This window comes from Allobacillus salarius, assembly GCF_007559425.1.
In the GTDB taxonomy this organism is placed as follows: domain Bacteria; phylum Bacillota; class Bacilli; order Bacillales; family Alkalibacillaceae; genus Allobacillus; species Allobacillus salarius.
The window spans coordinates 115,651-130,126 of record NZ_VMHE01000001.1 but is presented as its reverse complement, the minus strand read 5'-3'; the positions used below and the strand labels follow the sequence as shown (position 1 = coordinate 130,126).

The following is a 14,476-nucleotide window of genomic DNA, read 5'->3' as shown; positions in this document are numbered from 1 at the left end:
CAATTGAGTTTATCAACTTACTATGCAGACATCCATATTCATATCGGAGAAACTATGCATGGGAAACCGGTGAAAATCTCCGCCTCCAATCAATTAAGGCTTTCAACAATCATGGAATTCGTCAAAGAGAAGAAGGGGTTGGATTTGATTGGGATTATCGATGCCCACGTGCCCGCTGTTCTCGAAGAAATTGAACTTTCTGTACAGAATAAGAAGTATATCGAATTGCCTGATGGCGGTATCTCCAATGGATCGGTAACGGTTTTACTAGGCTCGGAAATTGAAATTTACGATTCAAGTAGTAGTGGACCAATTCATATCCTCTGCTTTTTTGCAACGGTTGAGCGAATGAAAAACTTTTCCCAATGGTATCGTCAACACGTCAGTAATCCGGAACTAAGCTCTCAACGAATATATGTCGATGGAAAAGCACTTCAAGAGAAGGTCAAAGAATTAGAAGGATTATTTATTCCCGCACATATCTTTACGCCGTTTAAAAGTTTGTACGGCAAAGGTGTGAAAAAAAGCCTGACAGAAGTCTTTGACCCAACTCTGATCGATGCCGTTGAATTAGGGTTAAGCTCAGATACAAACATGGTTCGAAACATCGAAGAAATTAAAGCTTATCCATTCCTTACGAATTCGGATGCTCATTCATTGGAAAAAATTGCACGTGAATACAACGCATTGGAATTAAAAGAAGCTACGTTCAATGAATTTGCAAAAGCGTTAAAGAATGAAGCAGGAAGAAAAATTCAAGCAAATTATGGGATGAATCCTCATTTAGGAAAATATCATCATTCAGTGTGTAAAAAATGCGAGACTACGGAGATTATCGGGACGGTCTGTCCTAACTGCGGATCGACAAATGTTATTCGAGGGGTAAGCGAGCGCATAAAGGATTTGTCTACGGAAGATAGTTCTTATACGGAACGACCACCTTATATTCATCAAGTTCCTTTAGATTATATCCCTGGTTTGGGCCCGAAGACGCTTGAACGGTTGAGGGAGCATTTACATCATGATATGTATATTATTCATCGAGCTAGCTTCGAACAGTTGAAGGAAAACTCCAACGAGCGAATTGCTAGAAAAATATTAGATTTACGAGAAGGAAAAATCTCTGTGCAAGCTGGTGGCGGCGGAGTTTACGGGAAAATCATCGATTAATTCACGATCTTTCGTTCTAGTTTTAAGATTCCTCACATAGATTTTTAATAGGAAATTGAGATTGGGGGATCTAGAATGAAGCGATGGATCAAAGGGTCATTATATACAATTGAACCTTATATTAGTCTGTATGTCTTTCTATTTGTCTTATTTGTAATAGGTGTGATTTTTGGGGCCAATTTGGTCGGAAACTTAAACTTTTTACAACAACAAGATTTGTTGTTTTTTGTCGAAAACTATTTTCAAATGTTGGAGAGACCAACAGATCAAGCGGTTTTGGATAGCTTTTTGAATATCTTATATACGCATGGTAAATATATGATATTTCTATTCTTATTTGGTTTATCGTTTGTGGGTCTGCCCATTGTATGGTTTTTATTATTTTTAAAAGGTGTAGTTGTCGGTTTCACTGTCGGCTTTCTCGTCCACCAATTGGCTTGGGATGGATTTTTTATCTCGCTTGTATCGATCGCTCCACAAAATCTATTGATAATACCGGCTTACTTGTTCTTGGCTGCTGGGAGTATGATTTTCAGTATTCGCGTCATGCGACTATTATTTAGCCGACTAGGAAACAAAACTTCTATCGGTGAAGTGTTGAGTAGTTATTTCAAAAACCTTGCCATTTCTTTCTGTATTCTTTTGGCAGGATGTGTTGTTGAAATTTTAATTTCTAGCCAAGCGATCCACTTAGTTATCAATTAATAATGATTATCTTCAGATATTTATTATAATCTGCTATTAATAATCATTTTAATTTGACATGTTTACGACTCTTACTTATAATAAACCTTGAACGAGTAAGAGGAGAGGTGCATATAAGTGGAGAATCGCATTGAAAAGATCAAAAAGCAACTTTCATCTCAAAGCTATAAATTGACACCACAGCGCGAAGCCACTGTGCGTGTATTACTTGAACATGAAGAAGACCACTTAAGTGCTGAAGATGTTTATCTCCTCGTAAAGGAAAAAGCCCCAGAGATTGGTCTAGCCACTGTATACCGTACGTTGGAATTATTATCTGAACTAAAAGTGGTTGATAAAATCAATTTCGGCGACGGTGTCTCACGTTATGATCTTAGAAAAGAGGGGGCGGAACATTTTCACCACCACCTCGTTTGTGTAGAATGTGGCTCCGTTAAAGAAATTGAAGAAGATTTACTCGGTGATGTTGAAGCCATTGTTCAATCAAGATGGTCTTTTGAAGTGAAAGACCACCGTTTAACCTTTCATGGTGTTTGTGAACAATGCCAAACAATAACAAGTAAAGTGAATTCGTAAGGTATCATAAAATAGCAATTGATAAGATGGTCTCGGTACATTCGAGTTCATCTTTTTAATTTTCTTAAATGTTCTCTAATATATTATAGAGTTTTTAAGTGAAATGAAGGGCTGTAGTATGATAAATTCTAACTATAGCCTTTTTTACGTCACATCATTTGAGGGAGATACCGTTATGGATAATGAAATTGCTGATTTTGTTCACTATTTGACGATTGAAAAAGGGTTGGCAGAAAACACGGTTAAATCTTATGAAAGAGATTTAAAGCAGTATTATTCATTTTTGACAAACGAATATACATTGCATGAAGTTAAACAGATTGAGCGACCGCACATTAAACATTTTCTACTCTCATTAAAAGAACAAAATAAATCGACGGCTTCAATTTCTCGAATTATATCAACCATTCGTTCTTTTCATCATTTTTTAATTTATGAGCGTTTAGCAGAGCATGATCCGAGCTTACATATCGAAACGCCTAAGAAAGAACGGATGTTGCCAAAAGTACTTTCAAGCGAGGAAGTAGAGTCATTGCTCGATATTCAAGGTGACTCACCGTTTGATCTTAGGAATAAAGCAATGTTGGAGATGCTTTATGCAACCGGTCTCAGAATTTCCGAACTGTTATCATTAGAGTTGGATGATCTTCATTTAACAATGGGATTTGTCCGTATAACGGGTAAAGGTGGAAAAGAACGAATTGTGCCACTCGGAAAACATGCACAAAAAGCAATCGAAGATTATGTGGAGAATGCTCGTTCTCAATTGGAGAAGAAAAAGCAATCAGATGCTCTTTTTCTGAATCACCATGGAAACCCGATGAGCCGACAAGGTTTTTGGAAAGTGTTAAAGGGAATTGTTTTAAAGAAAGGCATTCAAAAAGAAGTATCCCCACATATGTTGCGTCATTCTTTTGCAACACATTTATTAGAAAATGGAGCTGACTTACGGGCTGTCCAAGAAATGTTGGGTCACTCGGACATTTCAACGACTCAAATATACACTCATGTGACAAAAACAAGGTTAAAGGATATTTATCATACCTATCATCCTCGGGCATAATACGAATTGGCAACTTTACTTATTTAAAAACGGAGGAGTTTTTTATGGATTTTAAACGCGTATTTTTAATTGTTATGGATTCTGTAGGAATTGGCGAAGCACCTGATGCGAAAGAATTTAATGATGTCGGTGCGGATACCCTCGGGCACATAGCTGAGAAAATGAATGGCTTGAATATGCCGAATATGAGTAAGCTCGGATTGAGTAACATCCGTGAAATTCAAGGGATTGAAAAAGCTGAGCAACCACAAGCTCATTTCACAAAGATGGAAGAAGCATCGAGCGGAAAGGACACGATGACAGGACACTGGGAAATGATGGGTCTTCGGATCGATCAGCCTTTCCGTACATTTCCAGATGGGTTTCCAAATGAACTCATTGAAAAAATTGAAAGTAAATTCGGACGCAAAATTATTGGAAATAAACCTGCATCCGGTACAGAAATTATTAAAGAATTAGGTGAAGCGCATGTTGAAACAGGCGCATTAATTGTTTACACTTCAGCTGATTCTGTCTTACAAATCGCAGCTCATGAAGAAGTAGTTCCACTCGATGAGTTATATGAAATTTGCGAGTATGCTAGAGAGATTACGAAAGATGAGCCGTATATGATCGGTCGGATCATCGCTCGACCTTTTATAGGAAAACCCGGCGAGTTCGAACGGACATCTAACCGTCACGATTATGCTCTAAAACCTTTTGGTCGCACAGTGATGAACGAACTCAAGGACAACGATTATGATGTGATTGCAATTGGAAAAATCTCAGACATTTATGACGGTGAAGGTATTACAAAATCAATTCGCACGAAAGACAATATGGATGGAATGGATCAAATTCATGAAACGATGAAAACAGATTTCACAGGAATCAGTTTCTTAAATTTAGTTGATTTTGATGCGAAATTCGGACATAGAAGAGATCCAATCGGATATGGTGAAGCTTTGGAAGCTTTTGATGAACGTTTACCAGAACTGCTTGAACAATTGAAAGAGGATGATTTACTCATCATCACCGCGGATCATGGTAATGATCCAGTGCATCACGGTACAGACCATACGAGAGAGTATGTTCCTTTGCTTGTTCATCATAAGAATATCAACACAGGCGAAGAATTACCGATTCGTAAAACTTTCGCAGATGTTGGAGCGACAATTGCAGATAACTTCAACATAAAGTTACCAGAGCATGGCGAAAGCTTTTTAAAAGACATTCGATAACAAGTAAAGGGGAGTTATATTCATGCAGTTAATGAATCAAATTGAAGAAGCAAAGCAATTTATTCAACAAAAATTAAACAAACAGGAACCTAATATTGGACTCATTCTTGGTTCTGGGTTAGGTGTTTTAGCTGATTATATCGAGGAACCGACGACCATTCCTTATGAACAGATTCCTCATTTTCCTAAATCAACAGTAGCTGGACATGAGGGACAATTAGTGATTGGCGAACTGGAAGGCCAAACCGTCTTAGCGATGCAAGGTAGGTTTCATTATTATGAAGGCTATCCGATGGAAGCAGTGACGTTCCCAGTACGGGTGATGCATGCATTAGGCATTGAACAATTAATTGTTACAAACGCTGCAGGTGGAATTAATGAAAATTTTGAACCTGGAGATTTAATGATTATTCAAGATCATATTAATATGATGGGTACCAATCCATTAATTGGACCTAATCCAGATGAACTTGGACCTCGGTTCCCGGATATGTCCCAAGCTTATAGTAAATCGTTACGCAACCTTGCTGAAGAGACAGCTAACGAGCTCGGACAGACGATTCGTAAAGGCGTATATGTAGGAAATTCCGGGCCAACTTATGAGACAAGTAGTGAAGTAAAAATGTTGCGTATATTAGGTGGCGATGCTGTTGGCATGTCAACTGTACCTGAGGTAATTGTTGCGAACCATTCGGGAATGAAAGTATTGGGCATTTCTTGTATTTCCAACATGGCTGCAGGTATTTTGGATCAACCGTTGTCTCATGAAGAAGTAATTGAGACGACTGAGCGTGTGCGAGAGGATTTCATCCAGATCGTTCGCTCGATTTTAAAGAAAATGTAGATCGGAGTGGACAGTATGAGAATGTACGATATTATTGCCAAAAAAAGAGATGGGGGAGAATTGTCTCAAGAAGAAATCCAGTTTTTTATAGACGGTTATACCTCTGGAGAAATTCCTGATTATCAAGCGAGTGCGTTTGCGATGGCACTTTATTTTCAAGGTATGAACAAGGAAGAACGTGCAGCCATTACGATGGCGATGGCACAATCCGGTGATATGATTGATTTATCAGAGATCGAAGGAACGAAAGTCGATAAACATTCCACAGGTGGCGTAGGTGACACGACGACATTAATTCTAGCACCACTTGTAGCCTCCGTCGGTGTGCCAGTTGCGAAGATGAGTGGAAGAGGTCTTGGCCATACTGGTGGAACGATTGATAAACTGGAATCTGTGCCAGGATTTCATGTCGAACTAACTAAAGAAGAGTTTATTCAAAACGTTAACGAAAGAAAGGTTTCTGTTATCGGACAATCTGGGAATTTAACACCTGCCGATAAGAAGTTATACGCACTTCGTGACGTTACAGCGACCGTCAACTCGATTCCGTTGATTGCTAGTTCTATTATGAGTAAAAAAATAGCCGCTGGCGCAGATGCAATTGTTTTGGATGTTAAGACAGGTGCAGGAGCATTTATGAAAGAAGAAAGCGAATCAATTGATTTGGCGAAAGCAATGGTTGAAATCGGTAATTCTGTTGGCAGAAAAACGAAGGCTGTCATTAGTGATATGAGCCAACCATTAGGAAATGCAATCGGAAATGCGTTAGAAGTCAAGGAAGCGATTGAGACGCTGAAAGGTACAGGACCTGAAGACTTAACGAAACTATCCTTAACTTTAGGCAGTCAAATGGTTGTCTTGGCTGGCCACGCAGAGAATCTAACGGATGCATGGTCATTATTAGAGAAAAGCATTGAAAACGGAGATGCTTTGAAAAAATTTAAAGAGTTTTTAGCTTCACAAGGTGGAGATGCATCTGTTGTTGATGAACCGACGTTGTTACCACAGGCTAAGTATCAATTTGAAGTACTTGCAGATACGTCGGGATATATTCATGAAATGGTCGCCGATGAAATAGGTCATGCAGCGAGCATGTTAGGCGCCGGAAGATTAACGAAGGATTCAGAAATTGATTTATCCGTCGGAGTCGTACTGCAGAAAAAAGTTGGCGACACAATTGAAAAAGGAGAACCTTTGTTAACCGTTCATAGCAACCAAGAAGACATTAAAGAAGTTGAGAACAAATTAAAAGAAAATATTAAAATCTCTCCTGATCCTTTAATCCCACCTGATTTAATCAGACAAATTATAACGGAATAAGTAAATGAAATAATTAGCAACCAAGCTATGGAATACAACCTGTAGCTTGGTTTTTTTAATTATTATTTAATCAATATGGAACAACCTTATAACCCTTCATTTTCACTAATTCGTAAAACGGTGTAATAATTTCAAGAATCATGGAAAAAATATCAAGCAGAACGAATGGAGGGAAGGGAACATTATGATTCGTAAACATTTTATTCTATTACTGACTGTTTTATTGATGATGCCAAGTATATCTATATTCGCCGAAGATGCCGAATTAACTAACCATTCATCAAGTTCATTTTTAATGGAGGTAGATACAGGCACAGTATTACACGAAAAGAACGCCCACAAACAACTACCACCCGCAAGTATGACAAAGCTTATGACACTATTATTGATCATGGAGGAGATTGATCAAGGAAAGCTGACACTTAGTGAAAAAGTGCGTGTGAGTGAATATGCAGCGTCAATGGGAGGGTCACAAATATTTTTAGAGCCGAATGAAGAAATGTCGGTTGACGACCTACTGAAAAGTATTGCAATCGCTTCTGCGAATGATTCATCTGTCGCTTTAGCTGAGCGAATTGCCGTTTCTGAAGAAAACTTTGTTAAACGGATGAACGAACGTGTTAAAGAGTTGGGATTAAAAAACACGAAATTTAAAAACGTAACCGGTTTACCTGAGGAAGGTCATTTTAGTTCTGCATATGACATGGCCAAGATTGCACAAGAGCTATTAAAGCATGATGAAATAACTTCTTATACACAAATTTATGAGGATTATTTACGAAAAGGAACAGACGAAGAATTTTGGCTAGTCAACACAAATAAATTGGTGAAATTTTATCAAGGTGTGGACGGATTAAAAACAGGCTATACAAATGCAGCGAAATACTGTCTGACGGCTACCGCAAAACGAGGGGATATGCGAGTGATCGCTGTGTCAATGGGAGCAGAAACCGTAAAAGATCGAAACGCTGATGTAACCAATATGTTGGACTATGCATTCAGTCATTATGAGCTTCATAAATTGCATGATAAAGATACGCCTCTATATTCGTGGTCCCATTTAAAATCAGAGCAAGATGAGCTGAACTTGGTCGCCGATCAAAATGTTTCAGTTTTATTATCTAAGGGAGAAAAAATGGAAGATTATAAAACTGTTGTTGAGCCCGGTAACATCAGTAAGTGGCCTATGAAGGAAGGCGAACAACTGGGTCATTTACATGTTAAAAAAGGTGATACGACGATGAAAAAAATACCGCTATATGTACAGGAAGATGTACAAGAAGCTGGTTTGTTTAAATTGTTTAATCGTGTCGGAAAGTATTTACATCAGGGATATAAAACGTCGAATAAGAACTAGTTTTGTCAGGGAGAAGGATTTTTCATAAGTATTAAAGAAAGACTCAAGTAGCTAAAACCAAGAGGAGGGTATGGCCTTGAGTCTTACTTATGATTTTGAACAAAAACAAGATGTATTGTTAGTCCGATTGACAGGTGAGTTGGACCATCACGAAGCGGAGCAATTAAAAAATGATTGGCAATCTTATTTACAAAACGGAATGACAAAACATGTAGTTGTAAATTTGGAAAACTTATATTTTATGGATTCTTCAGGGTTAGGTGTATTTCTCGGTCGTTATAAAGAAGTGAAAGAAATTGGCGGTGAAATGGTCATCTGCTCAATCAATTATGATGTTCAACGGTTATTTGAGTTATCGGGTTTATTCAAGATTATCGATGCAGTTGAAAATGAAGCAGCCGCTCTAGCTCGGTTGGGGGTGGCATTATGAGTAATTTCATGAAAGTAGAATTTGCCGCCAAAAGTGAAAATGAATCTTTTGCTCGAACGACAGTGGCTGCATTCATTGCTCAGTTAGATCCGACGGTAGAGGAACTGACAGAGATTAAGACGGTTGTCTCTGAAGCGGTTACCAATGCAATCATTCATGGATATGAAGAAAATGAGAAAGGGACCGTCTTGATTGAATGTGAACTTAAAGACGATAATATTTCGTTGACAATTCGTGATTTCGGTAATGGGATTGAAGATGTCGATGAAGCCATTCAACCGATGTATACATCAAAGCCAGAATTAGAACGATCCGGAATGGGCTTTACCATTATGGAAAACTTCATGGATCACTTTGAAATTGAATCGATACCGAATCACGGAACAACCGTCACTTTGAGAAAAAAGTTCTTAAACAATCAATCGGCTTACAATTAGGTGATGCCGATGAGCCAAAATAGCCAGATCAAGAAGAATATATCGCTCAGTAACGAAACGGTTCGTGAATTGATTAATAAAAGTCAAAGTGGTGATGAAAAAGCTCGTGATGAAATCGTCGAACATAATACGCGGCTTGTGTGGTCTGTTGTCCAACGTTTTTTGAATCGTGGATATGAACCGGATGATTTATTTCAAATTGGGTGTATTGGATTGATTAAATCAATTGATAAATTCGATTTGTCGTATGAAGTGCGATTCTCTACATACGCTGTACCAATGATTATAGGAGAAATTCAGCGTTTTATTAGAGATGATGGTTCATTGAAGGTGAGTCGATCGCTAAAGGAATTGAACAATAAAATTCGTATTAAAAAAGATGAACTTACGAAACAACTCGGTGAATCACCATCCATTTCTATGTTAAGTAAAGAAATGAATATTCCAAAAGAAGATATCATCTTAGCGCTTGAAGCAAACCAACAACCACATTCGATTCACGAGACGGTTTATGAAAATGAAGGAGATCCCATTACACTAATGGATCAAATAGCCGATCAGAACACCGAGTGGTTTGATCATATTGCATTGAAGGAAGCTGTCCGGCATTTAAATGAACGAGAACGGCTAATTGTCTATTTACGGTATTATAAAGACCAAACCCAATCGGAGGTAGCTGAACGACTAAGCATTTCACAAGTGCAAGTATCGCGGTTGGAAAAAAATATCCTTAATCATTTAAAAGAATATTTGAATCAATGAACACTCCTTGCAGGTTGAATTCCCATCAATCTGCAAGGCTTTTTTGTTTAAATATCAAATTGGATTTATTCAGCTCAATCGTCAATTTTTTTATTCAAATACATGGTTTGAAGCTAAACGTACATACTAATTGCTAGAGTCAACTATTGAAGGTGAAAACGATGGCACAAGTGATTTACATTAAGTTAAAACATCATAAAACAGTTCAAATGAATGAAAAGATTTACTTAAGGGACATCGCTTGGATTCAAGCTGACGAGGAAGTGAAACGAAAGCTTGAGCAACTTTTTGTTTCAGAAGTTAAAAAAGAAGATCTGACTTATAAAGTTCTAGATATTTTTACAATTATCGAAAAGCTTAGGAAGATCTATCCGGAATATGAAATAGAAACAATCGGACCTGCACAAACTATTCTAAAACTTCAAAAGAAGCATTCGAAAATCTTTCCGTTGTACGTTGTTTTTATTTGGTCTCTGCTGTTTATTGGTTCAGCTATGGCGATTGTGAATTTTCACTATGATGTCAGCATGGAAGAAGTTCAAGAACGTATTCATTATATGATTACGGGTGAAAAAGGACGAAGTATTTTATGGTTTCAAATACCATACTCATTTGGTTTAGGCTTTGGGATGATCTTATTTTTTAATCATATTTTCAAGAAAAAATTAAATGAAGAACCGAGTCCTCTAGACATCGAGATGCACAACTATGATGAAGATATTCGAAGATACGTGACCTACCATGAAAATGAATTGGTTGAACGAGATGAAGATTAACTACTTGTTTGATTTATTTATCGGCTTAGCAGCTGGTTTCACTGTTGGCGCAGGATTTGTCGCATTTCTAACGGTTTTAGGAATCATCCCTCGATTAGCTCAACTATCAAAATCAAGAAGATTTATTCATTTCTTTGAAAATGCCGTGACTGCTGGCGCCGTATTCGGGACCTACTTATCATTTCAGACGGTTATCATCCCTGTACCTTTGCCAATTGAAGTGTTATGGGGTTTGTTACACGGGATCTTTATCGGAATGCTTGCTGCCGCGTTAACCGAAGTACTCAATGTGTTTCCAATTTTGTTTAAGCGTATTCGGCTGAATCAGTATTTATTGACACTCTTACTTGCAATTGTCTTAGGTAAAATATTCGGTTCGGTATTTCAATGGACAATATTTGATTTTTAGAAAGGGGCATATGAATGATCACGAAAGATAACTATAAAGAAAGCATCAAACCCTATCAAGGAAAACCGCCATTATTAAAGAATTGCATGAAAGCCTTTATTGTCGGTGGTTTAATTTGCGTATTCGGACAGGCATTGACCTATTTTTATATGTATGTATTTGATTTTACAGAAAAACAAGCAGGAAATCCGACGGTAACAACGCTCATATTAATTTCTGCTTTACTTACCGGCTTTGGCGTCTACGACCGTTTAGGTAGCTTTGCTGGAGCGGGGGCTGCCGTTCCTGTTACTGGGTTCGCCAACTCGGTAACAAGTGCTGCATTAGAGCATAAGAGTGAAGGGATTCTCTATGGGATATCGACAAACATGTTTAAACTAGCTGGTTCCGTAATCGTCTTCGGTACTGTATCTGCGTATGTCGTTGGCTTAATTCGGTATACAATCCAGCAATTACTCTAACAATAGAGGTGATCTCAAATGAAGCAAGGTAAAAACTCATGGAAATTTACAAATGGTGTATATATTGCTGGAAATGCCACAGTAACTGGCCCAAAGGAAGCACAGGGACCGCTTGCGGATACTTTTGATTATAGTTTTGATGATTTATATTGCAATGAAAAAACATGGGAAAAAGCAGAGCAAGCGTTACTGAAAAAATCAATTGAATTGACGTTATCCAAAACAAATACACGTCAGGATGCTGTCGACTTATTAATTAGTGGTGATTTATTAAATCAAAATATATCATCCAGCTATGTAGCAAGGGACTTGGATGCTCCTTTTTTTGGTGTATTCGGTGCTTGTTCCACATCGATGGAAACTGTAGCCATCAGCTCTTCGTTAGTGGATGCGGGTCATTGTTCTAAAGTTGTGGCGAGTACAAGCAGTCATTACTCCACAGCTGAAAGACAATTTCGCTATCCGACAGAGTATGGTATTCAAAAACCGAATACGGCTCATTGCACAGTTACTGGTGCTGGGTCTGTACTCGTACAAAATGAAAAGTCAGCCATCCAAGTGGAAGGTGCGACTATCGGAAAAGTGATTGATTATGGAGTAACGAACCCTTTGGATATGGGTTCCGCGATGGCGCCAGCTGCAGCAAATACAATTGTCCAGCATTTCAAAGACTTCGGTCGCCAACCTGAGGATTACGATATTATTTTGACAGGCGACTTAGCCAGTGTAGGTACGCCGATTGTAAAGAAACTAACAGAGCAATCAGGCTATGACATTGAAGAAGTGCATCAAGATTGTGGATTGATGATCTATCACGACAGCCAAAAAGTAAACGCGGGAGGAAGTGGCTGTGCGAGTTCTGCAGTGGTCACTTATGGATACATTATGCAACAAATGATGGAAAACAAACTGGATAAAGTACTTATTGTAGCTACTGGTGCATTACTTAGTCCGACGATTGTCCAACAAAAAGAATCTATTCCATGCATAGCGCATGGAGTGGTTATAAAGCGGGTGAAAGACTGATGATTTTACAGTTTTTATGGGCTTTTTTAGTTGGTGGAGCAATCTGCGTCATAGGTCAATTATTATTTGATGTCGCAAAGCTTACCCCAGCGCACGTCATGTCTTCTTTTGTTGTCGCTGGAGCCGTATTAGACGGATTTGATTTATATGACAAGCTAATCGAGTTTGCTGGTGCGGGAGCGACTGTACCAATTACGAGCTTTGGACATAATCTCCTTCATGGAGCCATGGCTCAATCTGAAGAACATGGATTTATGGGTATAGCGGTAGGAATTTTTCAATTGACATCCGCAGGTATTTCTTCTGCTATTTTATTTGGATTTATCATTGCCTTAATTTTTAAACCAAAAGGCTAGAAGGGGTAATTATATGGCTCAAGATGTTAAAGGTAAAACAATTGATGCTTCGATTAAGAAGAGTCGTAAAGTATTTGGAGACCTATTAGGTATTGGAACCTCGTTTGATGTGGGAAGGCGCACACTTTCAGTATTAGAGCATGATGTGGATCTTTATTTTGTGAATGGATTGACCGATTCTGAATATACGATTGAAATCATCAAGAAACTGGTAGAAATCAATGATTTTGAGTCGGAAAAACGGAAATTGGCCGAAATCATAAAAAACCGACTGATGAACCATCAAGTAGAAGAGTTTAAAACCTATGATGATGCCATTAATCAATTATTAGCAGGGCTAGTGGTAGTGACGATCGATGGGGAACCTTTCGCACTTGTTGTTGATGTAAGGAATTACCCGGGTCGAGGGCCGGAAGAACCGGATACAGAAAAGGTCGTACGAGGTGCGCGTGATGGTTTTACGGAAAACATTATTGAGAATGCAGGTTTAACAAGAAGAAGGGTACGAGATGAGCGACTACGCATGGAAATTATGCGAGTCGGAGAACGGTCAAAAACAGATGTCTCCGTGGCTTATTTAAAAGACATTGCAGATCCCGGTTTAGTTGAAGTCATTAAAAAAGAGATTAACAAAATTAATGTAGATGGCATGGCGATGTCCGATAAATCATTGGAAGAATTTCTCGTTTCACAAAGCATTAATCCGTTTCCATTAGTACGCTATACAGAAAGACCTGATGTCGCTTCAGCCCACTTGTTTGAAGGTCATGTCCTAATTTATGTGGACACATCACCGAGTGTGATGATTACCCCAACAACATTCTTTCACCATGTTCAACATGCGGAAGAGAGTCGACAAGTTCCGTCCGTCGGAACGTTTATTCGTTGGGTTCGATTTTTCGGTGTTATATTGTCAATCTTTTTATTGCCGTTATGGGTGTTATTCGCGACACAACCCGAATATTTACCCCCTGAATTATCATTTATCGGATTGAAAGAAGAAGGAAATTTGCCGATCATTGTGCAAGTCTTACTGGCAGATGTCGGGCTGGAATTTATGAGGATAGCGGCCATTCACACACCGACCGCCTTATCGACGGCTATGGGTTTAATTGCTGCGGTGTTGATTGGCGAAATCGCAATTACAGTTGGTTTATTTAGTCCGGAGATTATTTTATATGTAGCAATAAGCGCAATCGGTACGTATTCCACACCAAGTCATGAACTTGGTGTTGCGAATAAATTGGCGAGAATTATGTTGGTCATCGCTGTATCGATCTGGGGAGCAACTGGATTTATGGTCGGCGTAACTTTGTACTTGCTTCATTTAGTAAGAACCATCTCAATGAATACACCGTATTTTTGGCCATTAATTCCATTCAACGGAAGAGCACTTTGGCATGTATTCATCCGGATGACAGTTCCACATCAACGGTTCCGCCCGAGTATCGTTCACCCTCAATCAGCAACAAGAATGCCTAAAGGCGAAAATACAAAATAATTGAAATCTGATTAAATCAGAGCGACCAGTAATTCATTTGGTCGCTTTATTTTTGCTGGTTAA

At 38.5% G+C, this 14,476-nt stretch carries 17 protein-coding genes; all 17 read left to right on the top strand.

All coding sequences use genetic code 11. The features are described from left to right. Window positions 1-3: 3 nt before the first annotated feature. Window positions 4-1,170, top strand: coding sequence for an endonuclease Q family protein (locus FPQ13_RS00725; RefSeq protein WP_246065288.1), 1,167 nt, complete (start codon window positions 4-6; stop codon window positions 1,168-1,170). Window positions 1,171-1,245: 75 nt separating this feature from the next. Then, entirely contained in the window at window positions 1,246-1,875 is a 630-nt protein-coding gene (gene spoIIM / locus FPQ13_RS00720) for a stage II sporulation protein M (protein WP_144087384.1), read from the top strand. Between the two features lie 117 nt (window positions 1,876-1,992). Further along, the gene (gene fur, locus FPQ13_RS00715) at window positions 1,993-2,451 is read left to right on the top strand and encodes a ferric iron uptake transcriptional regulator (protein ID WP_144087383.1); all 459 of its coding nucleotides are present in this window, start codon (window positions 1,993-1,995) and stop codon (window positions 2,449-2,451) included. 175 nt (window positions 2,452-2,626) lie between these two features. Next, window positions 2,627-3,514 carry a site-specific tyrosine recombinase XerD gene (xerD, locus tag FPQ13_RS00710; protein WP_144087382.1) on the top strand — a complete coding sequence of 296 codons (888 nt, stop codon included), beginning with the start codon at window positions 2,627-2,629 and terminating at the stop codon, window positions 3,512-3,514. Between the two features lie 44 nt (window positions 3,515-3,558). Next, window positions 3,559-4,734, top strand: coding sequence for a phosphopentomutase (gene deoB / locus FPQ13_RS00705; protein WP_144087381.1), 1,176 nt, complete (start codon window positions 3,559-3,561; stop codon window positions 4,732-4,734). Window positions 4,735-4,756: 22 nt separating this feature from the next. Then, window positions 4,757-5,578, top strand: coding sequence for a purine-nucleoside phosphorylase (locus FPQ13_RS00700; protein WP_377863225.1), 822 nt, complete (start codon window positions 4,757-4,759; stop codon window positions 5,576-5,578). 15 nt (window positions 5,579-5,593) lie between these two features. Beyond that, complete coding sequence (locus FPQ13_RS00695; RefSeq protein WP_144087380.1) at window positions 5,594-6,898, top strand: pyrimidine-nucleoside phosphorylase; 1,305 nt, start codon at window positions 5,594-5,596, stop codon at window positions 6,896-6,898. A gap of 184 nt (window positions 6,899-7,082) precedes the next feature. Continuing rightward, window positions 7,083-8,255 (top strand): D-alanyl-D-alanine carboxypeptidase family protein, encoded by a 1,173-nt coding sequence (locus tag FPQ13_RS00690; protein ID WP_144087379.1) that lies wholly within the window; start codon window positions 7,083-7,085, stop codon window positions 8,253-8,255. A 76-nt stretch (window positions 8,256-8,331) separates the two neighbouring features. After that, window positions 8,332-8,685 carry an anti-sigma F factor antagonist gene (spoIIAA, locus tag FPQ13_RS00685; RefSeq protein ID WP_144087378.1) on the top strand — a complete coding sequence of 118 codons (354 nt, stop codon included), beginning with the start codon at window positions 8,332-8,334 and terminating at the stop codon, window positions 8,683-8,685. Further along, complete coding sequence (spoIIAB, locus tag FPQ13_RS00680) at window positions 8,682-9,122, top strand: anti-sigma F factor (protein WP_144087377.1); 441 nt, start codon at window positions 8,682-8,684, stop codon at window positions 9,120-9,122. Before spoIIAA ends, spoIIAB begins: the two co-directional genes overlap by 4 nt. 9 nt (window positions 9,123-9,131) lie before the next feature. Then, window positions 9,132-9,884 carry an RNA polymerase sporulation sigma factor SigF gene (sigF, locus tag FPQ13_RS00675; RefSeq protein ID WP_144087376.1) on the top strand — a complete coding sequence of 251 codons (753 nt, stop codon included), beginning with the start codon at window positions 9,132-9,134 and terminating at the stop codon, window positions 9,882-9,884. A gap of 161 nt (window positions 9,885-10,045) precedes the next feature. Next, entirely contained in the window at window positions 10,046-10,660 is a 615-nt protein-coding gene (locus tag FPQ13_RS00670; RefSeq protein WP_144087375.1) for a stage V sporulation protein AA, read from the top strand. After that, window positions 10,650-11,069, top strand: a complete 420-nt coding sequence (locus FPQ13_RS00665) for a stage V sporulation protein AB (protein WP_144087374.1) — start codon at window positions 10,650-10,652, stop codon at window positions 11,067-11,069. The genes FPQ13_RS00670 and FPQ13_RS00665 overlap by 11 nt, the downstream gene beginning before the upstream one ends. Before the next feature lie 14 nt (window positions 11,070-11,083). Further along, complete coding sequence (gene spoVAC / locus FPQ13_RS00660) at window positions 11,084-11,530, top strand: stage V sporulation protein AC (protein ID WP_144087373.1); 447 nt, start codon at window positions 11,084-11,086, stop codon at window positions 11,528-11,530. Between the two features lie 18 nt (window positions 11,531-11,548). After that, window positions 11,549-12,556 (top strand): stage V sporulation protein AD, encoded by a 1,008-nt coding sequence (gene spoVAD, locus FPQ13_RS00655; RefSeq protein ID WP_144087372.1) that lies wholly within the window; start codon window positions 11,549-11,551, stop codon window positions 12,554-12,556. Beyond that, the gene (gene spoVAE / locus FPQ13_RS00650) at window positions 12,556-12,912 is read left to right on the top strand and encodes a stage V sporulation protein AE (RefSeq protein WP_144087371.1); all 357 of its coding nucleotides are present in this window, start codon (window positions 12,556-12,558) and stop codon (window positions 12,910-12,912) included. Before spoVAD ends, spoVAE begins: the two co-directional genes overlap by 1 nt. 13 nt (window positions 12,913-12,925) lie before the next feature. Beyond that, a complete protein-coding gene (locus tag FPQ13_RS00645) occupies window positions 12,926-14,413 on the top strand; it encodes a spore germination protein (RefSeq protein ID WP_144087370.1) in 1,488 nt (495 codons plus the stop codon). Window positions 14,414-14,476: the final 63 nt, after the last annotated feature.

Excerpts from the sequence above, each read along its gene's own strand:
- FPQ13_RS00645 (WP_144087370.1), top strand. The coding sequence starts at position 12,926 with ATGGCTCAAGATGTTAAAGGTAAAACAATTGATGCTTCGATTAAGAAG.
- spoIIM (WP_144087384.1), top strand. The coding sequence starts at position 1,246 with ATGAAGCGATGGATCAAAGGGTCATTATATACAATTGAACCTTATATT.
- spoVAD (WP_144087372.1), top strand. The coding sequence starts at position 11,549 with ATGAAGCAAGGTAAAAACTCATGGAAATTTACAAATGGTGTATATATT.
- FPQ13_RS00700 (WP_377863225.1), top strand. The coding sequence starts at position 4,757 with ATGCAGTTAATGAATCAAATTGAAGAAGCAAAGCAATTTATTCAACAA.
- FPQ13_RS00690 (WP_144087379.1), top strand. The coding sequence starts at position 7,083 with ATGATTCGTAAACATTTTATTCTATTACTGACTGTTTTATTGATGATG.
- spoIIAB (WP_144087377.1), top strand. The coding sequence starts at position 8,682 with ATGAGTAATTTCATGAAAGTAGAATTTGCCGCCAAAAGTGAAAATGAA.
- FPQ13_RS00695 (WP_144087380.1), top strand. The coding sequence starts at position 5,594 with ATGAGAATGTACGATATTATTGCCAAAAAAAGAGATGGGGGAGAATTG.
- deoB (WP_144087381.1), top strand. The coding sequence starts at position 3,559 with ATGGATTTTAAACGCGTATTTTTAATTGTTATGGATTCTGTAGGAATT.
- spoVAC (WP_144087373.1), top strand. The coding sequence starts at position 11,084 with ATGATCACGAAAGATAACTATAAAGAAAGCATCAAACCCTATCAAGGA.
- FPQ13_RS00670 (WP_144087375.1), top strand. The coding sequence starts at position 10,046 with ATGGCACAAGTGATTTACATTAAGTTAAAACATCATAAAACAGTTCAA.
- FPQ13_RS00665 (WP_144087374.1), top strand. The coding sequence starts at position 10,650 with ATGAAGATTAACTACTTGTTTGATTTATTTATCGGCTTAGCAGCTGGT.
- spoVAE (WP_144087371.1), top strand. The coding sequence starts at position 12,556 with ATGATTTTACAGTTTTTATGGGCTTTTTTAGTTGGTGGAGCAATCTGC.
- xerD (WP_144087382.1), top strand. The coding sequence starts at position 2,627 with ATGGATAATGAAATTGCTGATTTTGTTCACTATTTGACGATTGAAAAA.
- sigF (WP_144087376.1), top strand. The coding sequence starts at position 9,132 with ATGAGCCAAAATAGCCAGATCAAGAAGAATATATCGCTCAGTAACGAA.